General features: G+C 75.5%; 20 protein-coding genes. 4 read left to right on the top strand and 16 right to left on the bottom strand.

Annotated elements, in window-relative coordinates; genetic code table 11:
- Positions 1-193: 193 nt before the first annotated feature.
- The 7 genes from ACI78S_RS16855 to ACI78S_RS16825 all read right to left on the bottom strand — a co-directional run bounded on the left by ACI78S_RS16855 (position 194) and on the right by ACI78S_RS16825 (position 8,428).
- On the bottom strand, positions 194-1,201 hold the full coding sequence (locus tag ACI78S_RS16855; RefSeq protein WP_456975366.1) for a sugar phosphate isomerase/epimerase family protein: 1,008 nt from the start codon (positions 1,199-1,201) through the stop codon (positions 194-196).
- 91 nt (positions 1,202-1,292) lie between these two features.
- Positions 1,293-2,456, bottom strand: a complete 1,164-nt coding sequence (locus tag ACI78S_RS16850; protein ID WP_456975364.1) for a Gfo/Idh/MocA family protein — start codon at positions 2,454-2,456, stop codon at positions 1,293-1,295.
- 70 nt (positions 2,457-2,526) lie between these two features.
- On the bottom strand, positions 2,527-3,579 hold the full coding sequence (locus tag ACI78S_RS16845) for a substrate-binding domain-containing protein (protein ID WP_456975362.1): 1,053 nt from the start codon (positions 3,577-3,579) through the stop codon (positions 2,527-2,529).
- A 111-nt stretch (positions 3,580-3,690) separates the two neighbouring features.
- A complete protein-coding gene (locus ACI78S_RS16840) occupies positions 3,691-4,815 on the bottom strand; it encodes an ABC transporter permease (protein WP_456975360.1) in 1,125 nt (374 codons plus the stop codon).
- Positions 4,812-6,371, bottom strand: coding sequence for a sugar ABC transporter ATP-binding protein (locus tag ACI78S_RS16835; protein ID WP_456975358.1), 1,560 nt, complete (start codon positions 6,369-6,371; stop codon positions 4,812-4,814). The genes ACI78S_RS16840 and ACI78S_RS16835 overlap by 4 nt, the downstream gene beginning before the upstream one ends.
- A gap of 176 nt (positions 6,372-6,547) precedes the next feature.
- On the bottom strand, positions 6,548-7,717 hold the full coding sequence (locus ACI78S_RS16830) for an ROK family protein (protein WP_456975356.1): 1,170 nt from the start codon (positions 7,715-7,717) through the stop codon (positions 6,548-6,550).
- A 39-nt stretch (positions 7,718-7,756) separates the two neighbouring features.
- The gene (locus ACI78S_RS16825) at positions 7,757-8,428 is read right to left on the bottom strand and encodes an alpha/beta fold hydrolase (RefSeq protein ID WP_456975354.1); all 672 of its coding nucleotides are present in this window, start codon (positions 8,426-8,428) and stop codon (positions 7,757-7,759) included.
- 238 nt (positions 8,429-8,666) lie between these two features.
- Between ACI78S_RS16825 and ACI78S_RS16820 the strand changes: the two genes are divergently transcribed.
- Positions 8,667-10,025, top strand: coding sequence for an NAD(P)/FAD-dependent oxidoreductase (locus tag ACI78S_RS16820; RefSeq protein WP_456975352.1), 1,359 nt, complete (start codon positions 8,667-8,669; stop codon positions 10,023-10,025).
- 33 nt (positions 10,026-10,058) lie between these two features.
- Here ACI78S_RS16820 and ACI78S_RS16815 read toward each other — a convergent pair whose 3' ends face one another.
- The 5 genes from ACI78S_RS16815 to ACI78S_RS16795 form a co-directional block, all read right to left on the bottom strand.
- On the bottom strand, positions 10,059-10,835 hold the full coding sequence (locus ACI78S_RS16815) for a sporulation protein (protein WP_456975350.1): 777 nt from the start codon (positions 10,833-10,835) through the stop codon (positions 10,059-10,061).
- Positions 10,836-10,906: 71 nt separating this feature from the next.
- Positions 10,907-11,596 (bottom strand): alpha/beta hydrolase, encoded by a 690-nt coding sequence (locus tag ACI78S_RS16810; protein ID WP_456975348.1) that lies wholly within the window; start codon positions 11,594-11,596, stop codon positions 10,907-10,909.
- The gene (locus tag ACI78S_RS16805) at positions 11,593-12,873 is read right to left on the bottom strand and encodes an erythromycin esterase family protein (protein ID WP_456975346.1); all 1,281 of its coding nucleotides are present in this window, start codon (positions 12,871-12,873) and stop codon (positions 11,593-11,595) included. Before ACI78S_RS16805 ends, ACI78S_RS16810 begins: the two co-directional genes overlap by 4 nt.
- A gap of 1 nt (position 12,874) precedes the next feature.
- Entirely contained in the window at positions 12,875-14,056 is a 1,182-nt protein-coding gene (locus ACI78S_RS16800; protein WP_456975344.1) for a carboxylate-amine ligase, read from the bottom strand.
- A 176-nt stretch (positions 14,057-14,232) separates the two neighbouring features.
- On the bottom strand, positions 14,233-16,203 hold the full coding sequence (locus ACI78S_RS16795; protein ID WP_456975343.1) for an alpha-amylase family protein: 1,971 nt from the start codon (positions 16,201-16,203) through the stop codon (positions 14,233-14,235).
- A 224-nt stretch (positions 16,204-16,427) separates the two neighbouring features.
- Here ACI78S_RS16795 and ACI78S_RS16790 point away from each other — a divergent pair, with 224 nt between their 5' ends.
- Both ACI78S_RS16790 and ACI78S_RS16785 read left to right on the top strand, forming a co-directional pair.
- Positions 16,428-17,390 (top strand): S1C family serine protease, encoded by a 963-nt coding sequence (locus tag ACI78S_RS16790; protein WP_456975341.1) that lies wholly within the window; start codon positions 16,428-16,430, stop codon positions 17,388-17,390.
- A 92-nt stretch (positions 17,391-17,482) separates the two neighbouring features.
- A complete protein-coding gene (locus ACI78S_RS16785; RefSeq protein ID WP_456975339.1) occupies positions 17,483-18,409 on the top strand; it encodes a diguanylate cyclase in 927 nt (308 codons plus the stop codon).
- Between the two features lie 55 nt (positions 18,410-18,464).
- Here ACI78S_RS16785 and ACI78S_RS16780 read toward each other — a convergent pair whose 3' ends face one another.
- The 3 genes from ACI78S_RS16780 to ACI78S_RS16770 all read right to left on the bottom strand — a co-directional run bounded on the left by ACI78S_RS16780 (position 18,465) and on the right by ACI78S_RS16770 (position 20,634).
- Positions 18,465-19,271: an SDR family oxidoreductase gene (locus ACI78S_RS16780; RefSeq protein WP_456975337.1), complete on the bottom strand. Its 807-nt coding sequence runs from the start codon at positions 19,269-19,271 to the stop codon at positions 18,465-18,467.
- Between the two features lie 84 nt (positions 19,272-19,355).
- Complete coding sequence (locus tag ACI78S_RS16775; RefSeq protein ID WP_456975335.1) at positions 19,356-19,535, bottom strand: hypothetical protein; 180 nt, start codon at positions 19,533-19,535, stop codon at positions 19,356-19,358.
- A gap of 118 nt (positions 19,536-19,653) precedes the next feature.
- A complete protein-coding gene (locus tag ACI78S_RS16770) occupies positions 19,654-20,634 on the bottom strand; it encodes a helix-turn-helix transcriptional regulator (RefSeq protein WP_456975333.1) in 981 nt (326 codons plus the stop codon).
- A gap of 90 nt (positions 20,635-20,724) precedes the next feature.
- Between ACI78S_RS16770 and ACI78S_RS16765 the strand changes: the two genes are divergently transcribed.
- Positions 20,725-21,240 (top strand): DinB family protein, encoded by a 516-nt coding sequence (locus ACI78S_RS16765; RefSeq protein ID WP_456975331.1) that lies wholly within the window; start codon positions 20,725-20,727, stop codon positions 21,238-21,240.
- Positions 21,241-21,321: 81 nt separating this feature from the next.
- On the opposite strand, the gene ACI78S_RS16760 is transcribed toward ACI78S_RS16765, so the two are convergent.
- A complete protein-coding gene (locus ACI78S_RS16760) occupies positions 21,322-21,519 on the bottom strand; it encodes a hypothetical protein (protein WP_456975329.1) in 198 nt (65 codons plus the stop codon).
- Positions 21,520-21,592: the final 73 nt, after the last annotated feature.

Raw genomic sequence — 21,592 nt, 5'->3', positions numbered from 1 at the left:
GGGGGGGGGGGGGGGGGGGGGGGGGGGGGGGGGGGGGGGGGGGGGGGGGGGGGGGGGGGGGGGGGGGGGGGGGGGGGGGGGGGGGGGGGGGGGGGGGGGGGGGGGGGGGGGGGGGGGGGGGGGGGCGCGGCGGGGGGGGGGGGGGGGGGGGGGGGGCGCCCCCCCCCCCCCCCCCCCCCCCCACTCCGGTACCTCAGTTCCCGCTGGCGAAGGCGGCGTCGAAGGCGGCCGCCGGCGGGTCGAACGCCAGCCGGCGGACGAACGCCAGGGCCTCCGGCGCCCCGACGAGCCGGTCCATGCCGGCGTCCTCCCACTCCACCGAGATCGGCCCGTCGTAGCCGATCGTGTTGAGCATCCGGAAGCAGGCCTCCCACGGGACGTCGCCGTGGCCGGTCGAGACGAAGTCCCAGCCGCGCCGCGGGTCCGCCCACGGCAGGTGCGAGCCCATCCGGCCGTTGCGGCCGTTGCCCACCTGCTTCTTCGCGTCCTTGCAGTCGACGTGGTAGATCCGGTCCTTGAAGTCCCAGATGAAGGAGACCGGGTCGAGGTCCTGCCACACGAAGTGCGACGGGTCCCAGTTGAGCCCGAACGCCTCGCGGTGGCCGATGGCCTCCAGGGTGCGCACCGTCGTCCAGTAGTCGTAGGCGATCTCCGACGGGTGCACCTCGTGCGCGAACCGGACGCCGACCTCGTCGAAGACGTCGAGGATGGGGTTCCAGCGGGCGGCGAAGTCGGCGTAGCCGTCCTCGATCATCGACTCGGGCACCGGCGGGAACATCGCCACGGTCTTCCAGATCTTCGACCCGGTGAACCCGACGACGGTCTTCACGCCCAGCTTCGCCGCCGCGCGGGCGGTCAGCTTCATCTCCTCGGCGGCCCGCTGCCGCACGCCCTCGGGCTCGCCGTCGCCCCAGACGCGCGCGTTCACCATGCCGCGGTGCCGCTCGTCGATCGGGTCGTCGCAGACCGCCTGCCCGTGCAGGTGGTTGGAGATGGCCCACACCTTCAGGCCGTACTTGTCGAGCAGCGCGAGCCGCTCCTGCACGTAGGAGTCGTCGTTCGCGGCGCGCTCGACGTCGAGGTGGTCGCCCCAGCAGGCGATCTCCAGGCCGTCGTAGCCCCACTCGGAGGCGAGCCGGGCCACCTCCTCGAACGGCAGGTCGGCCCACTGGCCGGTGAACAGGGTGACGGGACGGGGCATCAGAGAGGTCTCCTCGTTCGATTGGTCCTGTGGCCCCGTCCAGGGCACCGCCGCGAGCTCGCGAGGGGCGGGGAGGACGGGGTCCTTGGTCTCAGATCGCGGTGAAGGTCGACTTGTCGCCGGCGCTGCGCTCGACCGCCGCGAGCACCCGCTGCACCTGCAGCCCGTCGGCGAACGACGGCGTCGGGTCCTCGCCCGAGGCGATGGCGGTCAGCAGGTCGACGACCTGGTGGGTGAAGCCGTGCTCGTAGCCGAGGCCGTGCCCGGCCGGCCACCAGGCGGCCACGTAGGGGTGCTCGGGCTCGGTGACGACGATGCGCCGGAACCCGGCCGTCGCGGCGGGCTCGCTCGCGTCGAGGAAGTGCAGGACGTTCATGTCCTCGAAGTCGAACGCGAGGCTGCCGGCCGAGCCGTTGATCTCGATGCGGATGGCGTTCTTGCGGCCGGTGGCGAACCGGGTCGCCTCGAACACGCCCAACGCGCCGCCGTCGAAGCGCGCCAGGAAGACGGCGGCGTCGTCCACGGTGACCCGGCCGACGCCCTCGCCCCCGACGCCGGAGAGGGCGCCGCCGGCGGCGGCCAGCGGCCGCTCCTCGACGAACGTCTCCAGCATGCCGCTGACGCCGGCGATCGCCTGGCCGGTGATGTACTGCGTGAGGTCGATGATGTGCGCGCCGATGTCGCCGAGCGCGCCGGAACCGGCCTTGTCCTTCTCCAGGCGCCACGACATCGGCGCGGACGGGTCGGCGATCCAGTCCTGCAGGTACTGCGCGCGCACGTGCCGGATCTCGCCCAGCCGGCCGTCGGCCACCAGCTGCCGGGCCAGGCCGATCGCCGGCACGCGGCGGTAGGTGAACCCGACCATCGACCGGACGCCGCGGGCGGCGGCCCGGGCGGCGGCCTCGGCCATCGCCTCCGCCTCGGCCACGGTGTTGGCCAGCGGCTTCTCGCAGAGGACGTGCTTGCCGGCCTCGAGCGCGGCGATGGCGATCTCGGCGTGCGTGTCGCCGGGGGTGCAGACGTCGACCAGGTCGACGTCGTCGCGCTCGAGCAGCCGGCGCCAGTCGGTCTCGGTGTCCTGCCAGCCCAGGCGCGCGGCGGCGTCCTCGAGCCGGGCCTTGTCGCGGCCGACGAGGACCCGCAGCTCCGGCTGCAGCGGGAGGTCGAAGAAGTGGGGGGCGGTGCGCCAGGCCTGCGAGTGCGCGGCGCCCATGAACGCGTAGCCGACGAGGCCGACGCCGAAGGTGGGGGGCATGAGCGGGTCTCCGTGGATGTGCGGGGTCACCGGGGAGCGGGTGCCGCTCCCCGGTGACCCCACGGGTGGGTCAGGACTCGAAGGCGCGGTCGATGTACTGGTCGACGTTGTCCGCGGTGACCACGGGCGCGTTCAGCACGATCGTGCGCGGCACCTCCTGCGAGACGATGTCGGACAGCGACTTCTCCTGCGCGACCAGGCGGGCCAGCCGGATGCCGTCGGCCGCCTGGGTGTGCGGGTAGATGACCGTCGCCTGCAGCACGGAGTCACCGGACTGGATCTCGCGCATCGCGTTCGCCGAGCCGGCGCCGCCGACCATGAAGAACTCGTCGCGGCCGGCGTTCTCGATCGCCGCGAGGACGCCGACGCCCTGGTCGTCGTCGTGGTTCCAGATGGCGTCGATCTGCGGGGCGGCCTGCAGCAGGTTGGCCGCGGCCTCCTCGCCGCCCTCGACCGTGAAGTCCGCGGCGACCCGGTTGCTCACCTCGAGGCCGCAGTCGGCCAGCGCGTCGGCGAAGCCCTGGCTGCGGTCCTGGGTCAGCGGCAGCGAGTCGATGCCGGCGATCTCCGCGACGACCGCGTCGGGGTTGTCGCCGAGCTGCTCGCAGATGTAGGTGCCGGCGGAGACGCCCATGCCGTAGTTGTCGCCGAGGATCGTGGCCCGGGCGGCGAACGGGCTGTTGAACTCGCGGTCGACGTTGATGACCGGGATGCCGGCCTCCATCGCCTGCAGCGCGACCGGGGTCAGCGCGTCGCCGTCGAAGGGCAGCAGCACGATCACGTCGACGCCCTCGTTGATGAAGGTCTCGACCTGGCTGATCTGCGTGCTCACGTCGTTGGTGCCCTCGGCGACGCTGAGCTCGATGTCGCCGTACTCCTCGGCGGCGGCCCGGGCCGCCTCGGTGATGCCGGCCATCCAGCCGTGGTCGGCCGCGGGGGCGGAGAAACCGATGGTGACGGTGTCGCCCTCCTCGTCGTTCGAGCTGGCCGCCCGGGTGCCGCCGTCGTCCCCGGAGTCCTCGGGGGTGTTGCTGGTGCAGCCGGCCACGAGCGCGCCGGCTGCGAAGAGGCCCACGGCCGTGGGCATCAGGCGCCGGAACCGGCGCTGCCGCACTGCAGACATCTCTCTCTCCTCGGTGAGTGGACCCCTGGCACGGAACCAGGGCCGAGCGGTGCCGGTGGACCGGGTGGTCCGCCGGGGTGGTGCCGACCGGGGCGCGGACGCCGCGCCGGGTCAGGTCGTGGGTGACGGGCCGCTCGCGGGCGGGGCCGACCCGGCGGACGTCGTGCCGCCGGACGCGAGGCCACCGGGGCCGCCCGGTGAGCGGGCGCTGCGCATCCGGCCCTCGCGGCTGGCCAGCCGCTGCTGCAGCAGGACGGCGAGCACGATGATCACGCCGCGGGCGACCGCCTGCGCCGAGCTGGACAGGTTGTTCAGCGTGAAGACGTTGCCCAGCGTGGTGAAGATCAGGACGCCGAGGACGGTGCCGACGATCGTGCCGCGCCCACCGATGAGCAGGGTCCCGCCGATGACCACGGCGGCGATCGCGTCGAGCTCGTAGAGCGTGCCGTGGGTGGAGCTGCCCGTCGTCGTCCGGGCCATCATCATGACCGCGGCGATGCCGCAGGTGATGCCGGACAGCACGTAGAGCGCCACGGTGTGCCGCTGCACCCGGATGCCGGCGAGCCGGGCCGCCTCGGCGTTGCCGCCGACGGCGAACGTGCGCCGCCCGAACGTCGTCCGGTTGAGCAGCACCCAGCCGGCCGCGGCGACCAGCGCAAAGATGATCACCAGCGTCGGGACGCCGAGGACGCTGCCGGAGAAGAAGTCGAGGAAGCTCTCGTCGCGCACGATCTGGGTGCGCCGGTTGCTCATGATCTCGGCCAGGCCGCGGGCGGCGGCCAGCATGGCCAGCGTCGCGATGAACGCGGCGAGCTTGCCGTAGGCGATGACCACGCCGTTGACCAGCCCGCAGCCGGCGCCCACGGCGATGGCCGTGAAGACCATGACGATCCAGTGCGTGTCCTCGGCCATCGTCTGCGTGGCCAGGGTGGTGGCCCAGACCGACGACAGCGCCACGATCGCGCCGACCGAGAGGTCGATGCCGCCGCCGATGATCACGAAGGTCATGCCCACGCTGACCACGCCGATGACCGCGGCCAGCCGCAGGATCGTGAGCACGTTGTCGACGTCGGCGAAGCGGTCGCCGGCGGTGATGACGCCGACGACGCAGAGGATGACGAGGGCGACGACGAGGCCGAGCAGCCGGCCGAACGGCCCGGCCATCAGGCCCGGTCCGCGGCCGGGGGCCGTCGCGGTGGACGACCCACCCGTGCTCGTGCTGGTCGTCGCGCTCATGCTGCGTCCCCTCCGTGCCGTGAACCTGCCGGGACGGCGACCGTCCCCTCCATGACCATGTCGAGCACCGCGTGCTCGTCGAGGGCGCCGGCCGGGCGCTCGGCCACGACCGCGCCGTCCGAGATGACGAGGACCCGGTCGGCCAGACCGAGCACCTCCGGGATCTCGCTGGAGACCACGACCACCGCCACCCCGCGGTCGGCGAGGGTGCGGATCAGCGCGTAGATCTCCGACCGCGCGCCGACGTCGACGCCGCGGGTGGGCTCGTCGAGCAGCAGCACCTTGCAGTCGCGCAGCAGCCAGCGGGCGAGGACCACCTTCTGCTGGTTGCCGCCGGAGAGCGTGCGCACCTCGCGCTCGACGTCGGCCGGCCGCACCTCCAGCGCGGTGACCTGCTCGCGCGCCGCCGTCCGCTCCGCGCCCCGGGCGAGGAAGCCGGCGCGGGCGAAGCGCGCCATGCTCGAGACGCTGATGTTGCGGTAGACCGCCTCGCCGAGCAGCAGCGCCTGGCTCTTGCGCTCCTCCGGCGCCAGCCCGATGCCCGCGGCCACCGCCGACGCGACGTCGCCGGCACGCAGCCGCTTGCCGAGGACGCGCACCCGGCCGCTGGTGGGCCGGCGGGCGCCGTAGACGGTCTCGAGGATCTCGGAGCGGCCCGAACCCACCAGGCCGGCCAGGCCCACGATCTCGCCGGGGCGGACGACGAACGAGACGTCGGCGAAGTGCCCGGCCAGCGACAGGCCCTCGACCTCCAGCACCGGCGCCTCGTCGCCGAGCCGGGCCCGCCGCTCGGGGAAGACGTACTCGATGTCGCGACCGGTCATCAGGGTGATGACCTCGCGGGTGGGGGTCTCGCGCACCGGCAGGCCGGTGGCGACCGTGCGACCGTCCTTGAGCACGGTGATCCGGTCGCCGATCTCGCGGATCTCCTCCAGCCGGTGGGAGATGTAGACGACGGCCACGCCGTGGGCCGTGACGTCGCGGATGACGGCGAACAGCCGCTGGACCTCCTCGTTGTCCAGCACGGCCGACGGCTCGTCCATGATGATCAGCTGCGCGTTCTGCGACAGCGCCCGCGCCATGCTGACCACCTGCTGGGCGGCCGCCGGCAGCGAACCGACCTCGGCGGTGGGCCGGATCTCGGGGTGGCCCAGCCGCGTGAGCAGCTCGGCGGCCTCCCGGTTGGCCTGCGCCGGGCGGGACAGGCCGAAGCGCGCTCGCTCGCGGCCCAGGAAGATGTTGTCGGCCACGGTCAGGCCGGCGACCAGGTCGAGCTCCTGGTAGATCGTGGCGATGCCCAGGCTCATCGCCGCCTGCGGGTTGCCCAGCCGCACCGGCTCGCCGCGCCAGGTGATCTGCCCGGCGTCGGGCTGGTGCGCACCGGCGAGGACCTTGATCAGGGTCGACTTGCCCGCACCGTTCTGGCCCAGCAGGCAGTGCACCTCACCGGCCCGGACGTCGAGGTCGACGCCGTCGAGCGCCCGCACCCCTGGGAACGCCTTGACGATGCCGTGCATCTCCAGCAGCGGACCCCCCGCCGCGGACGCCTCGACCACGAGACCTCACCCCCGGACTTCTGCTCACCATTGACCATTAGTCGGCTGAGCGCAGAACATAAGGGGGCGCCGGGGTGTGGTCAAGGCCACCCCGGGGTGTTGACCGAACTGCAACCAACGGTGACCCGCGCCACCACGGCGCGAGCAGCCACCGTCGGGGGCCGCCCGGCGGGCCGTCAGCGGGCGGCGAGGGCCTGGTGGACGCCGTCCTCGTCGAGGAAGCCCTCGATCGCCATGAGCGCGGCGCCCACCCGGCCGGACATCTCCGGGGCGTCGCTGACCGTGATCTCCAGCGACCGCGCGGCCAGCGGCATCGACCGCCGGTAGACCGTCTCGCGGATGCCGGCGAGCAGGGGCAGCCCGGCCTGGGCCACACCGCCGGTCATCACGATGCGGTGCGGGTTGAAGAAGTTGACCAGCGCGGCCAGCACCGTGCCGATGGTCCGCCCCGCGTCGCGCACCAGCTCCAGCGCGGCGCCATCGCCCTGCACCGCCAGCTCGACGACGTCCCGGGTGCTGGCGACCGGCAGGCCGGCCGCTATGGCGTCGCGCAGCAGCGCCCCGCCGCCGGCGATCGCCTCCAGGCAGTTCTCGTTGCCGCACCGGCAGGTGACGGTGCGGCCGTCCGGCTGGGCGACGTAGATGTGCCCGATGTCGCCGGCGCTGCCCTGGGCGCCCCGGTAGACCTGGCCCTCGACGATGACGCCGCAGCCGATGCCGGTGCCCACCTTCACGACGAGGACGTCCTGCAGCGAGCCGGCGACGCCCATCTCGCCGAGCGCCATGACGTTCACGTCGTTGTCGACGTAGACCGGGCACTCGTAGCGGCCGAACGCGCTGGGGACCGGGTAGTCGTGCCAGCCCGGCATGATCGGCGGGTGGGAGGGCCGGCCGGTCGAGAACTCCACCGGGCCCGGCACCCCGACGCCCACGGCCCGCACGTCCTCGGGGGTCAGGCCGGCCTCGCCCAGCACCTTCTGCGCCAGCCGGTCCACCTCGGCCAGCACCGGCCCCGGGCCCTCGGCGATGTCGATCGGGTGCCCGATGGTGGCGAGGACCTGCGCGGACAGGTCGGTGACGGCGACGTCGACGCTGGTGACCCCCAGGTCGACGGCGAGCACGCAGCCGGCGCGGCTGTTGAACCGCAGGATGGTGGGGGGCCGGCCGCCGGTGCTCCACCCCCGGCCGCCCTCCTCCAGCAGGTTGGCCGCGATGAGCTGGTCGACGCGCGCGCTGATCGTGTTCCGCGAGGCGCCGGTGAGCGCGACGAGGTCGGCCCGGCTGCGCGCACGGCCGGTGCGCACGTGCCGCAGCAGCGCGCCGGCCGAGGCAGAGGTGGACCCCACGGCGTCATAGTGGCACGTCGGCGGCTCGCCATCGGTCGATCAGCGATCGCACGCGACCCCACGGGGTGGCGCTTCCTCCGCCGGCCGGAGGAGGCCGGCGACCGCGTCCGGGCGGGTCAGCGGCGTCATGTGCGCGGCCCCGGGCAGCTCCACCAGCCGCCCGAGCGGGGCGGCCGCGGCGACGGCGCGGGCCCAGTCGGCCGGGCAGAGCGCGTCGCGCGTGCCGCGGACGACGGTGACCGGCACGCCGACCCCGCGCAGCCGGTGGTCGATCCGGTCGGGCGCGGCGGAGCGGAACAGCGCCGCCATCGCGCGCGGTCCGGTGCGCAGCCACTGCGCGAGCACGAGGGGGTACTGCCAGGGCGGCTCGCGCAGCGCGGTCGCCAGCCAGCGCGCGGTCAGGCCCCACGGCGAGCGCAGCCGCGGGTCGGTGGTGGGCCCGAGCAGGACCAGCCCGACGACCCGCGGGTCGCCGGCGGCGGCGACCACCACCTGGCAGCTCTGCGAGTGGCCGACGAGCACCACCGGCCCCTCCCCCAGCCCCGCGCGCAGCAGGCCGGCGAGCGCGTCGACCGAGGGCACCGGCGCGCGCCGCCCCATGCCGGGCAGCGCGACGACGTCGGCGGCCAGCCGGCGGCGCAGCCGTGCCCAGGTGCGGCGGTCGAGGCCGAGGCCGGGCACGAGGACGACCCGGGGCGCTGCGGGGGGCATACGCGCCCCCTACCCGTGGTTGACCAGTGCGGGAGGCCGCGGCGGGACGGCCGCGGAGCTCACGATTGGCCCACTCGGGGGCTGGGCAGGGAGACTGTGTCCCGGATCGCACGGCCTCCCAGCATGCCCCTGGCGGCCGGAGAACCCCGGAGTGGGAGACTGATTCATCATGACGACATCATCTGCGGGCGTTCAGACAGGCAGCGGCTCCGCGACCGGCCGGCCGCGCGTGGTCATCGTGGGCACCGGGTTCGGCGGGCTGTTCGCCGCGCAGGCGCTCAAGCGCGCTGATGTCGACGTCACGATCATCGGCAAGACCGCCCACCACCTGTTCCAGCCGCTGCTGTACCAGGTGGCCACCGGCATCCTCTCCGAGGGCGAGATCGCCCCGGCCACCCGCGAGATCCTGCGCCGGCAGAAGAACGCCCGGGTGGTGCTCGGCGAGGTCACCGACATCGACCTGACCCAGCGCACGGTCACCTCGACGATCCTGGGCCGCACCACGGTGCACCCCTACGACGAGCTGATCGTCGCCGCCGGCGCCGGCCAGTCGTACTTCGGCAACGACCAGTTCGCCGAGTTCGCCCCCGGCATGAAGAGCATCGACGACGCCCTCGAGCTGCGCGGCCGCATCTTCGGCGCCTTCGAGCTCGCCGAGCTGGCCACCGACCAGGCCGAGATCGACCGGCTGATGACCTTCGTCGTCGTCGGGGCCGGCCCCACCGGCGTGGAGATGGCCGGCCAGATCGCCGAGCTCGCGCACCGCACGCTGCGCCGCGACTTCCGCAACATCGACCCGACGACGGCGCGGATCATCCTGCTCGACGCCGCGCCCATGGTGCTGCCGTCGTTCGGCGAGCGGCTCGGCGGGCGGGCCCGCCGGCAGCTGAACAACATCGGCGTCGAGGTCCAGCTCGGCGCGATGGTCACGAACGTCGACGAGAACGGCATCGAGGTCAAGGACGCCGACGGGCAGGTCCGGCGGATCAACGCGGCCACCAAGATCTGGGCCGCCGGCGTGCAGGCCTCCCCGCTCGGCAAGCAGCTCGCCGAGCAGTCGGGCGCCGAGATCGACCGCGCGGGCCGGGTCTCCGTCCAGCCCGACCTCACGCTGCCCGGGCACCCCGAGGTGCACGTCGTCGGCGACATGATGAGCCTGGACAAGCTCCCAGGCGTCGCCCAGGTGGCCATCCAGGGCGGCAAGTACGCCGCCGACGCGATCAAGCGCCGGCTGGCCGGCAAGCCCCCGGCCAAGCCCTTCCACTACTTCGACAAGGGCTCGATGGCGACGATCTCCCGGTTCTCCGCGGTCGCCGACATCGGGAAGTTCAAGTTCGGGGGCTTCGTCGCCTGGGTGCTCTGGCTGGTCGTCCACCTCTTCTACATCGTGGGCTTCAAGAGCCGGGTCACCACCGTGCTGCACTGGGCGGTCAGCTTCCTGGGCCGGGGCCGGTCCCAGCGCGTCGCCACCCAGCAGCAGGTCTACGGCCGGCTGGCGCTGGAGCACCTCGGCCCCGACTTCGAGGTGTCCAAGACCGGCGGGCTCACCGACGGCGAGGAGGTCCACGGCGACCTCACGGGACGCCGCTCCGCCTAGCCGTGGGCCCCGCCCCGCACGGCGGGGCCCGCGTCAGAGCCAGCCGCGCCGGGCCCCCAGCCGGCGGACGGCGTCGTCGAGCTGCGCGGCGGCCGTCGCCGGGTCGGTGCCGTGGGCCAGCCGCAGCCGGCCGGCGGCGTCGTACCCCTCGGTGAGCAGCCCGCCGCGGCGGTCGACCTCGAGGACGACCTCGACGCCCTGCGGATCGGCCAGGAAGGTCACCTCGAGCTCGTTGATCCGCCCGCGCAGGTCGGGCGGCGGGGCGAACTCCACCTCCTGGTAGAAGGGCAGGTCGCTGCCGCGCAGCCGCCCCTTCTCCACGTCGGCCCCGAGGAACCGGAAGCCCCGCCGGCCCAGGGCCTGCAGCACGGTGCGCTGCACCGGCAGCGGGACGACGTCCACCGCGTCGAGGTCGCCGGGGTCGACCGCGCCGGAGATGTCCACGCGGGTGCGCAGCCCGACCGACATGCCGCGCAGGTGCCAGCCGTCGAGGCTGGTGAACGGGCACTGCAGGGGGACGGCGAACCGGAACGGCACGCTGCGGCGCTCCCCCGGTTCGATGCGGGCGGCGCCGGCGATCGCGGCGGAGCCGAAGACGACCTCCTCCCGCCACTCGCTGTCGTGGTCCTCGACCTCGACGGTCGCGACCAGCTCCACCCGGATCTCGTTCACGTCCTGGGCCAGCTTGCCGCCGGTGACGGTCGCGGTGCCCGAGACGGTGCCGCCGGGCGTCGTCTCGGCGGAGTCGAGCACCGTCTCGACGTCGGCGTTGCCCGCGCCGAGGCGGGCCATGAGGTTGCGGAAGGCCATCGCTGCACTCCTGGGGGAAGGGGAGCTGCTCGACGCAGCCCGCGTGCCCCGGCAACGTCCTCGCCGCCCCGTCAGGTTCCGGCGTCCAGCCACCACGCGAGGGCCTGCCGGGCCAGGGCCGGCGGCACGACGTGGCCGCCGTCGAACTCCTCGTAGGTGACGGTGTAGCCCTCCCGGCGCAGCACCCGCACCACCCGGCGGCCGCACACGTCGACCGGCAGCACCCGGTCGCCGGTGCCGTGCGAGATCCACACGCGGGGCCGCCCGTGCACCGCCGGCGGCGCCACGAACCCCGGCGAGAAGGCGACGACCGCCTCGGCGAGGTCGCCGTTGCCCAGGCCGAGCGAGAGGGCGTAGGAGGCGCCGTCGGAGAATCCGGCGAAGCCGACGCGGCTGATCGCGCACGTCTGGGCCGCGGCGTCGAGCGCCGCGTCCAGGACGGCGACGTCGCGGCCCCACCCGCCGGCCAGCAGGTCCCAGGTCGTCGCCGCCGACGTGGGCGCGAGCACGAGCACGCCGCGCTCCTCGGCGACGCCCCCGAGGGCCGCGATGCCCTGCGCGGCCGTGCCGCCGGCGCCGTGGAAGAACACCAGCAGCGGCCGCGGCGCGGGCTCCCCCGGTGGCACGGCGAGCACGACCTCGACCCCGGGGCCCAGGTCGAGCGGGTGCAGGCCGGGCTCCGGGCACCCCCGCGGCGCCCCGGTGGTGGGGCGGCTCTCCAGCCGGCCCTCGGCCGCCGGGCGCGGTGCGGGCCCGGTCACGTGGCGTGCGCCAGCGGCGGCACGTGCTCGTCGGCCCGCTCGAGGTGCAGCGGCCGGACCGGACGGGTGTCCTCGAACCAGAGGAAGGCGTCGTAGCGGTCGCCGAGGACGGTGGGCACGTAGTTGCCCCACCGCTCCCGCTCCGGCCGGTAGACCACGCCGATCGCCCGGTGGTCCAGCCGCCGGTCGAGCCACCCGGGCCGGTCGCCGCCGTCCCACACGAGCAGCGCGTCCCGGCCGAGCCGCTCGTGCAGCAGCGCCTCGAGGCTGCCGGCGCGGGCCGGCGGCACGGGCATCCGCTGCATCTGCGCGCCCCACGCCTCCCCCGCGACGACCCCGCCGCGGTGCCCCCCGCACCCGACGAGGACGACGTGCTCGCGGCCGTGCCGCTCCCGGGCCAGCTGCCCGAGGTTGACCATCCCGGCGTCGGCCATGTCGGTGTGGCGCGCGTCGCCGACGTGGGTGTTGTGCTCCCACACGACGACCTTGCCGGCGGTGTGCTCGAGCAGCCGGTCGAGGGTGTCGGCCATGTGCACGTCGCGGACGTTCCACGACTCGGCCGAGCCGCGGACCATCGCGCGGTAGTACCGCTCCGCGCCGACGACGACCGCCGCGTTCTGCTCGGCCGCGAACCGGCCCTCGTCGTCGGTCGCCGCCTCCGCGCGCCCGCGCTCCTCGCAGAGGTGGCGCAGCAGGTCGACCACCGCCTGCTCGCACGACGAGGGGGCGAACCGGCTGGCGAACGCGTACTCGGCGCCGTCCTCCCCGAAGGGCTCGAAGCAGCGCAGGGCCCGCGCGGCGGTGTCCACGGACCCCGGCTCGTGCGCGCGCAGCCACCCGACGAGCTCGTGCATCGAGTCCCAGAGGCTGTAGACGTCGAGCCCGTAGAAGCCGACCCGCGCGGCCTCCGCCCGCCCGGCGTTGAAGCCGCGCAGCCAGCGGCAGAAGTCGACGACCTCGTCGTTGGCCCACATCCACGTCGGCCAGCGGGCGAAGGCGTCGAGCGCGGCGCGCGGGTCGTCGTCGGAGCCGGGCCGCAGCCGCACGCTGCGGTTCACCCGGTAGCAGTCGGGCCAGTCCCCCTCCACGGCGACGGCGCCGAAACCGAGCTCGGCGACGAGCCGGCGGGTGAGCTCGGCGCGCCAGGCGTAGTACTCGTGGGTGCCGTGGCTGGCCTCGCCGATCGCCACGATCCGCGCGTCCCCGATCCGCGCCAGCAGCGGGTCGAGGTCGGCCGGCGTGGCGAGCGGGCGCGCCAGGGAGTGGACGGCGTCCACGTCAGCTCCCTCCGGTATTGCCCTCCCGCACGACCGCCTCGGCGACCGCCCGGGCGTCCCGGGTGCGCAGCCAGGTCCTCCGCTGCCGCGCCGCGGACGTACCCCGCGCGAGCAGCCCGGCAACCAGCTCCCCCACCTGCTCCCACTCGCCGGCGGCGCGCAGGTCGTCCTCCAGCTCGGTGAGCAGCCGCCGCACGGCCAGCCGCGCGTCGACCAGCGTGCCGAGCACCGGGTCGAACAGCTCGCCCCACAACCCGTGCCGGGCGGCCCGCCAGCGGGCGGCCCGCAGCAGCTCGGGCCGGGGGTCGGGGCAGGGCTCTCCGCGCGCCGCGCGGGCGGCCAGCACCCGCACGAGCGAGCGGGCCAGCGCGGCGTGCAGCACGGCGTCGTCGACGCGGGTGCACACGTCGCCGATCCGGAACTCCAGCGTGGGCAGGTGGTAGGAGGGCCGCACGTCCCAGTAGAGGTGGGAGCTGTCGGCGACGACGCCGGAGGCGACCAGGCCGGCCACCACCTCGGTGAACCGCTCCGCGCTGCCGAAGCGCTCGGGCGAGCCGCTGTTCGGCCAGCGCGACCACCACAGCGTGCGGTAGCTGTCGTAGCCGGTGTCGACGCCGTCGTGGAACGGCGAGCTGCCGGTCATCGCCAGCAGCAGCGGCAGGTACGGGCGGGCGCGGTCCATGACGGCCACCGCCGTCTCCAGGTCGGGCACGGCGACGTGCACGTGGCAGCCGCAGATGTCCTGCTGCAGGGCGAGCACCGCCCACCGCTCGACCATCGCCTCGTACCGCGGCGCGGCGGTCAGCCGCAGGTCGCGCCACGAGCCGGACGGGTGCGTGGACGCGGCGAGCAGCGCCCGCCCGGCCGAGGCGGCCGCGGCGGCGGCCTCGGCCCGGGTGGCGGCGAGCTCGGCCCGCAGGTCGTCGAGGGAGGCGCACACGCCGGTCGCCGTCTCGAGCTGGGTGGTGGTGATCTCCGCGTGCAGGCGGCCCCCGGCGCGGCCCGACATCGCCGACGCCGACAGCTCCGGAGCCGGCGCCAGCGCGAAGGTCTCCGGGTCGACGAGGTGGAACTCCTCCTCCACGCCGAGCGTGGCGCCGGGCAGGGGCGGCGGGGCCGGCGCGAGCACCGAACCGCCGGGGTCGACGGGCGAGGACCCGGGGATGCCGGACGGACGCTCCATCGCGCGCTCCTCTGCACTGAGGGGCGGGACGCCGACCAGCGGCGCCGCCGGCTGACCGGACACAGGGCGGCACGATCCTCGGCCGTGCCGGAACGGTACGGCGTCCCGGCGCTCCCGCGCACCCCGTCCCGCGGCCGGTTCCGGACCGGATGCCCGCCGCTCCGGCGACGGGTCGGTCACGGCTCGGCGAACCAGGCGAAGCCGAGCCCCGGCAGCACCAGCCGCCCCGCCACGACCTCGGGCGGCCCGTCGCTGGTGAGCACCGGCTCGAACGTGCCGAAGCCCGTGACGGTGTCGGCGTCGACGTGCTGGGCCGCCGGCGAGAAGTTGGCCAGCCCGACGAAGGTGCCGCTGCGCGGGTGCCGCCGGCGCCAGGCGAGCACCGCCTCGCTCCCGACGTCGAGCACCTCCGACTCGCTCCCGCCGCGCAGCGCCAGCAGCGACCGGCGCACCTCCCCGAGCCGGCGGATCCGGGCGAACACCCGGCCCTCGAGCGTGGTCGGGTCGCCCCGGCGCGCGGCGGCGGCCCAGTCCATCGGCGGGCGGTGCAGCCAGCGGTTGTCCGGCGCCCGCGCGGGGTCGGCCAGGTAGCCGTGGTCGTTGCGCAGGGCCAGCTCGTCGCCCATGTACAGCAGCGGGATCCCGCCCCAGGCGTAGGTGACGGAGTGGAGCAGCTCCAGCCGCCGGAGGGCGGCCTCCAGCGCGTCGCCGTCCCCGGCCTCCAGGGCCGCCTCGACGCCGCACAGCGACGCCGCGGAGCCCGAGATCCGCGCGTCGCCGGTGGCCTCGTTCTCCTGGAACAGCGCGCCGCGGGCGAAGGAGCCGGGGAAGCGGCCGGAGTAGAAGTCGTTGAGGAACCGCCGGTGCGCGAAGCCGTCCGCCCCGATCGCCGCGGCGTCCTCGTCGGAGACGGCCCAGCCGATGTCGTCGTGCCCGCGGACGTAGGTGACCCACGACGTCCCCGGCGGAATCGGCTCCATCCGGCGCAGGGACTGCCGCGCCAGGCGGGCGTCCTGGGTGGCCAGGCTGCTCCACAGCAGCACCATGAGCTGGTTGTGGTAGGCCAGCTCGCACTCCGGGCGGTACCGGTCGTGGCCGCCGAGGTAGGGCACCAGGTCGTCGGGCGCGACGATCGCCTCGGCCTTGAAGACGACGCCGGGCGCGGCCAGCCGGGTGACCGCGTGCAGCAGCTGGAGCAGCGTGTGCCCCTCCGGCTGGTTCTGGCACGTGGTGCCCAGCCGCTTCCACATGAACGGGACGGCGTCCATGCGGAAGACGTCGACCCCGCGGTTGGCCAGCCAGGTGATCTCGCCGAGCATCGCGAGGGTGACCTCGGGCTCGGTGTAGTCGAGGTCCCACTGGTAGGGCCAGAACGTCGTCCAGACCCAGCCCCCGGCGCCGCCGCAGGCCTCCGGCACCCAGCTGAACGACCCGGGCGCGCGGTCGGGGAAGACCTCCGGGATGGTCGCGTCGTAGGCGTCGGGCATCTCCCGGTCGGGGAAGGCGGTGTAGAACCCGGCGTACCCCGGGTCGCCGGCCAGCCAGCGCCGCGCCCACTCGTGCTCGCGGGCGGTGTGGTTGAGCACCAGGTCGATGCACAGGGCCATGTCGCGCTCGTGCAGCGCCGCCGCGACCCGCTCCAGGTCGGCCATGGTGCCCAGCCTCGGGTCGACCGCGCGGTAGTCGGCGACGGCGTAGCCGCCGTCGTTCTCGCCCTCCCGGGGCCTCAGCAGCGGCATGAGGTGCAGGTAGGTGGTGCCCAGCTCGGCGAGGTGGTCGAGCCTCGACGGCAGCTCGGCCAGGGTGCCGCAGAACCGGTCGACGTAGCAGACGTAGCCCTGCACGCGGGCCCGCTGGAACCAGGCGGGGTCGATCTCGCGCCGCCGGTCGAGCCGGCGCAGCGACGCCGGCCGCTCGGCCGCGGCGGCCAGGGCCAGCCGCAGCGCGCGGGCGAGGAGGTCGTCGGCCCGGTCGCCGTAGAGGACGGCGAGGGGCTCGTGGACGTCGAACAGGGCCAGCTCGGCGCGGGCGAGGAAGGCGTCGCCCTCGGTGCCGAGCGCCGCGTGCGCCTCGTCGGCCAGGGCGGGGCGCAGCGCGCGCCAGGCCGTCTCCGCCGCTGCTCGGCGGGTGGCGTCCGAGGCCGTCATGCGCTGCCCTCTCCGTCGAGGTCCGGCGGTCCTGGGGGGATCATGCTGCCGGGCCGGCGGGAGCGCGCGCCGGGTCGTCCTGCCCGGTCCGCACCGAGATCGGCGTTCCGGGGCCCTGGCGGCGGCGCTGTTCACCGACGGCGCAACGCGGCGGGTGCCACCGACGCCCTCGGCGGCGTTCACTGGACGTGTAATCGCGTAATCACGTCGGAAGGGGGCGCGTCGTGAGCGTCCTGCCCGAGCCGGGGACCGCGGCGGCGGCCGAGGGTGCCCTGGACGCCTACTCCCGCATCGTCACCGCGGTCGCCGCCGACCTCACCCCGCACGTCGCCGCCCTGCAGGTCACCGGCCCCGACGGCCGCTCCGGCGCCGGGTCCGCCGTCGTGTTCACCCCCGACGGGCTGCTGCTGACCAACGCCCACGTCGTGGCCCGCGCGCGCCGCGGGCGCGCGGTGTTCGGCGACGGCACGGAGGCCGACGTCGACGTGGTCGGCGCCGACCCGCTCTCCGACCTCGCCGTGGTCCGCGCCCGGACCGAGACGCCGCCGCCGGCCGAGCTCGGCGACGCCGGCTCGCTCAAGGTGGGCCAGCTGGTGGTCGCCGTCGGCAACCCGCTCGGGCTGGCCGGGTCGGTGACCGCCGGCGTCGTCAGCGGGCTGGGCCGGTCGCTGCCCACCCGCGACGGCCGGACGGCCCGCGTGGTGGAGGACGTCATCCAGACCGACGCCGCCCTCAACCCGGGCAACTCCGGCGGCGCGCTGGCCGACTCCGCCAGCCGGGTGGTCGGCATCAACACCGCGGTCGCCGGCTGGGGGCTGGGGCTCGCCGTCCCGATCAACGACACCACCCGGCGGATCGTCGGCTCGCTGATCACCGACGGGCGGGTGCGCCGGGCCTACCTCGGGCTGGTCAGCACGCCGGCGCCGCTGCCCGCGCAGCTGGCCGAGCGCACCGGGCGGCGGCACGGGCTGCGCATCGTCGACGTGGTCGCCGGCTCGCCGGCCGACCGGGCCGGGCTCAAGGCCGGCGACCTGGTGCTGGAGGCCGGCCGCCGCCCCGTGGCCGAGGCGCAGAGCCTGCAGCGGCTGCTGTTCGCCGACGCCATCGGGCAGCCGCTGCCGGTGACCGTGTACCGGCGCGGCGCGATGGTCGACGTCATCACCGTGCCCACGGAGCTGACCGGCTGACCGCTGCCTCACCCGACCGGGTGACGGCCCCCGCCGGGGCGCGCGGCTCCCTCCGCGCGGCTGCCGATGCTGGCGGCCGAGGGAGGGATGTCGTGCACGCCGGTCGACCGGCGGCGACGGTGCTGCTGTCGCTGCTCTACGCGCTCAGCGGGGCGCTGTGCCTGGTGGGCGCGGCGCGCCCGATGGACGCGCGCACCCCGGTGACCTTCCTGTGGGTCCTCGGGGCCGTCGGGCTGGCCGTGGGGACGGCGGTGCGGCTGCTCGGCCGCCGCGTCGGGCCGGCCGCGCAGCACGTGCTCACCGCGGGCATGGCCGTGCTCGTCGGGCTGCTGGCCTGGCGCTCGGCGACGGCGGTGGGCATCGTCGGCCTCGGGCCGGTCCTCGTCGCGCTCGGGCTGTACGCCGCCTGGTTCTTCCCCCTGTCCGCGGCCCGGGCCCACGTGCTGCTCCTCGTCGTCGCCGCGACGGCCGGCGCGGTCGCGGCGCGGCCCGGCGGGTTCGCCTCGGCGTGGGTGCCGGTCGTCGTCGCCACGCTGGTGCTCGCCGAGGTGCTGGCCCGGCTGGCCGCCGCCCTCCGCGCGGCCGCGGCGACCGACCCGCTCACCGGCGTGGCCAACCGGCGGGCCTGGGAGCAGGAGGCCGCGCGCAGCCTGGCGCACGCCAGCCGCACCGGTGAGCCGCTCACGGTGGCGATCCTCGACCTCGACCGGTTCAAGGAGGTCAACGACACCGAGGGCCACGGCGCCGGCGACGCGCTGCTGCGCGACCTCGCCGACCGGTGGAGCGCGCAGCTGCGCCGCGCCGACCTGCTCGGCCGCTACGGCGGGGACGAGTTCGTGCTCTGCCTGCCCGACACCGACCAGCGGGGCGCGACCGAGATCCTCCAGCGGCTCGACGCCAGCCACGACTTCGGCTGGTCGGTGGGCGTGGCCGACGTCCGCCCCGGGGACACCCTCGGCAGCGTGCTCGCCCGCGCCGACGCCGACCTCTACCGGCACAAGCGCAGCCACCGCCGCTAGGTCCCGTCCCGGGTCCCGCCCTGGGCCGGTGAACGGCGGGGAGGGCGGGGTCCTCTCAGGGCCGGCGCCAGTCGTCGGACTGCAGGTGCGAGCCGGCCATCGGGCCCATCTGCAGCATCCCGCCGTCGACGCTCCACGACGCCCCGGTGACGTACCCGGCCGCCGGCGAGGCGAGGAACGCGACCACCGCGGCGACCTCGCGCGCGTCCCCCGGGCGGCGCAGCGGCACGCCGGGCCGGTCGTGACCCGGTGCGGTCGGGTCCTCGTTCTCCTGCCCCGTCATCGGGGTGGCGATCTCGCCCGGCGCGACCGCGTTCACCGTGACGCCGTGCTCGGCCAGCTCGATGGCCGCCACGCGGGTGAGCAGGCCCAGTCCGCCCTTGGCGGCGCAGTAGGCGGCCGCGCCCACCCGCGGCTGGTGCTCGTGGACGCTGGTGATGTTCACGATCCGGCCGCCGCGGCCGGCGTCGACCATGCGCCGGGCGGCCCGCTGCAGGCAGAGGAAGGCGCCGTCGAGGTCGGTGGCCAGCACCTCCCGCCAGGTGGCGAAGTCCAGGTCGAGCACGGTGGTCATGTGCCCGGTGCCGGCGTCGTTGACCAGGACGTCGATCCCGCCCAGCGCGTCGGCCAGCTCGTCGACGACGTCGGCGGCGGCGGGCAGCCGCGTGAGGTCGAGGTGGCGCACCTCCGCCCGGCGGCCGAGCGCCCGCACCTCCTCCGCGGTGGCCTCGGCGGCCTCCTCCTCGCGGTACCAGGTGATGCCGAGGTCGCAGCCCTGCTCGGCCAGGGCCACGGCGGTGGCCCGCCCGATGCCCGACTCCGACCCGGTGACGATCGCGATCCGGGATCCGCTGTCCGCCATGCCTGAAGGCTAGGAACACCGGCGGGTCGCCGCAGGACGACGGCCCGCCGGGTCGACCCCGCGCCTCGGACCGGCGGAGGGCTCCTAGCGGCGGGCCAGCCGCTCGTCGAGCAGCGCGTCGACGTCGCGCTCGGCCTCGGCCAGCCGGCGGGTGTTCTCGGCCGACGGGCTGTGCGCCCACGCGCTGCGGGCCGCGCCGAGGACGAGGTAGGCCAGCGAGATGTCCAGGTCCAGCTGGTCGATCGTGGTGACGGTGGGGCTCATGGCGACCTCCCGGCGGTGGTGCGTCGCTGGCGGTACCAGGCTCCTGCCACGGCGGCCGGGACGGCAGCCTGGAACAGGTGACCCGGCACCCCCCTGTGGTGGGGGAACGCCCTGGACGTTAGGCCGGGGGTACGACAGAACCGGCCGCCTCGGTGAACCTCCGCGCCAGCTCGTGGAGGTGGTGGCGCAGCTCCGGGGAGACCGCGGTGAACGGCGCCCCGGTGAGCGCCAGCCCCGTCGCCGCCCACGTCAGTTCGTCGGCGTCGAGCCGCACCCGGCAGCGGCCGGGGCCCTCGGGCTCCACGGTGGCCCAGCGGCCGATCCGGTGGCGCACCTCCTCCGCCGGCGCCTCGACCAGCGCCTCCGCCTCGCGGCGCACCGGCAGCTCCGCGATCCGGTCGCGGACGAAGGTGGCCGCGTCGGCGGCCGGGAAGCGGCGCGGGCCGAAGCGGGCCCCGGTGCCGCGCGGGCCGAAGACGCGGTCGAGGCGGAAGCTGCGCCAGTCGCCGCGGTCGAGGTCGTAGCCGACGAGGTACCAGCGGCGGCCGAGCGAGACGAGGCGGAAGGGCTCCACGGTCCGGTCGGTGCGCTCGCCGCGGGCGGCCGTGTAGGCGAACTCGACCCGCTCGGCGTCGCGGCAGGCCAGCGCGAGCGAGGTGAGCACGGCGGGGTCGACCCCACCGGCCTGCGCCGGCGCCTCCCCCCAGGCCGCGGGCACGGTCACCGCCCGCAGCGCGTCCACCCGCTTGCGCAGGCGGGCCGGCATCACCTGGACGACCTTGGCCAGCGCCCGCACCGACGTCTCGGCCACCCCCGCGATGTCCGCCGACGCCGCGGCCTGCAGCCCGACGGCGAGCGCGACGGCCTCGTCGTCGTCGAGCACCAGCGGCGGGAGCGCGGCGCCGGGGGCGAGGGCGTACCCGCCGTCCACCCCGCGCCGGGCCTCGACCGGGTAGCCGAGCTCGCGCAGCCGGTCGACGTCGCGGCGCAGCGTCCGCACGGAGACGCCGAGGCGGGCGGCGAGGTCGGTGCCCGCCCAGTGCCGCCGGGCCTGGAGCAGCGACAGCAGCCGGAGGGTGCGCGAGCTGGTGGCGGCCACGACCCGAGTATGTCCGGATTGCGGTCAGGAACTGGCACCTGCGGTCCCTAACGTGGTCCTCACCAGCCGGGACGACGAGAGGACGCGACCATGACGAGCACCGGGACCACCCTCACCGGCGAGCGGGCCGACCTGGTGCAGACCCTGGACAAGCACCGCGGGTTCTTCCGCCACACCGTCCGGGGCCTGACCGACGAGCAGGCGACCGCGCGGCCCACGGCGAGCGAGCTGACCCTCGCCGGGTTGGTGAAGCACGTGGCGAGCACGGAGCGGCAGTGGGCCGACTTCGCGGTGGACGGCCCCTCGGCCTTCGACATGGGCGAGGGCGGCTTCGAGGCCTGGATGGCCCAGTGGCAGCTCCAGGACGGCGAGACGCTGGCGAGCGTGCTCGCCGGCTACGAGGAGGTCGCCCGGCGCACCGACGAGCTGGTGGCCACCCTCGACCTCGACGCCGCCCACCCGCTGCCCGAGGCGCCGTGGTTCGAGCCGGGCGCGGTGTGGTCGGTGCGGCGGGTCTTCCTGCACGTGATCGCCGAGACCGCCCAGCACGCCGGCCACGCCGACATCCTGCGGGAGACCATCGACGGCCAGAAGACCATGGGCTGAGGTCCGCCTCAGCCGGTGATCATCGAGCTGTTGCCGCTCCCCGCGGCGCGTCCGCGCGTGCCGGCGGCGACAACTCGATGATCACGCCGCCGCCCGCGGGGCCTGGACGGCGAGGCGGCGGTCGAGCAGCTGGTCCAGGTCGGCCTCGGCCTCGGTGACCCGCAGCTCGTTCTCGGCGCTCGGGCAGCGGGCGAACCGCCCGCGGGCGCTGCCGAGGGCGATCCAGGCGACGGAGATCTCGAGGTCGAGCTCGTCGGTGCTGGCGGCGGTGGGGATCATGGCGACCTCCTGACGACCGTTCGGTGCGGCGAACGCTAGGTGCCAGATGTGACCGATCGGCGACGCGGAAGTC

The sequence above is a fragment of the Geodermatophilus sp. SYSU D00815 genome, assembly GCF_054050035.1.
This window is presented reverse-complemented; position numbering and strand designations above follow the sequence as displayed.

Bases quoted from the DNA above. Each gene is read 5' to 3' on its own strand.
- ACI78S_RS16855 (WP_456975366.1), bottom strand. From the start codon at position 1,201: ATGCCCCGTCCCGTCACCCTGTTCACCGGCCAGTGGGCCGACCTGCCG.
- ACI78S_RS16850 (WP_456975364.1), bottom strand. From the start codon at position 2,456: ATGCCCCCCACCTTCGGCGTCGGCCTCGTCGGCTACGCGTTCATGGGC.
- ACI78S_RS16845 (WP_456975362.1), bottom strand. From the start codon at position 3,579: ATGTCTGCAGTGCGGCAGCGCCGGTTCCGGCGCCTGATGCCCACGGCC.
- ACI78S_RS16840 (WP_456975360.1), bottom strand. From the start codon at position 4,815: ATGAGCGCGACGACCAGCACGAGCACGGGTGGGTCGTCCACCGCGACG.
- ACI78S_RS16825 (WP_456975354.1), bottom strand. From the start codon at position 8,428: ATGCCCCCCGCAGCGCCCCGGGTCGTCCTCGTGCCCGGCCTCGGCCTC.
- ACI78S_RS16815 (WP_456975350.1), bottom strand. From the start codon at position 10,835: ATGGCCTTCCGCAACCTCATGGCCCGCCTCGGCGCGGGCAACGCCGAC.
- ACI78S_RS16800 (WP_456975344.1), bottom strand. From the start codon at position 14,056: ATGGAGCGTCCGTCCGGCATCCCCGGGTCCTCGCCCGTCGACCCCGGC.
- ACI78S_RS16795 (WP_456975343.1), bottom strand. From the start codon at position 16,203: ATGACGGCCTCGGACGCCACCCGCCGAGCAGCGGCGGAGACGGCCTGG.
- ACI78S_RS16780 (WP_456975337.1), bottom strand. From the start codon at position 19,271: ATGGCGGACAGCGGATCCCGGATCGCGATCGTCACCGGGTCGGAGTCG.
- ACI78S_RS16775 (WP_456975335.1), bottom strand. From the start codon at position 19,535: ATGAGCCCCACCGTCACCACGATCGACCAGCTGGACCTGGACATCTCG.
- ACI78S_RS16765 (WP_456975331.1), top strand. From the start codon at position 20,725: ATGACGAGCACCGGGACCACCCTCACCGGCGAGCGGGCCGACCTGGTG.
- ACI78S_RS16760 (WP_456975329.1), bottom strand. From the start codon at position 21,519: ATGATCCCCACCGCCGCCAGCACCGACGAGCTCGACCTCGAGATCTCC.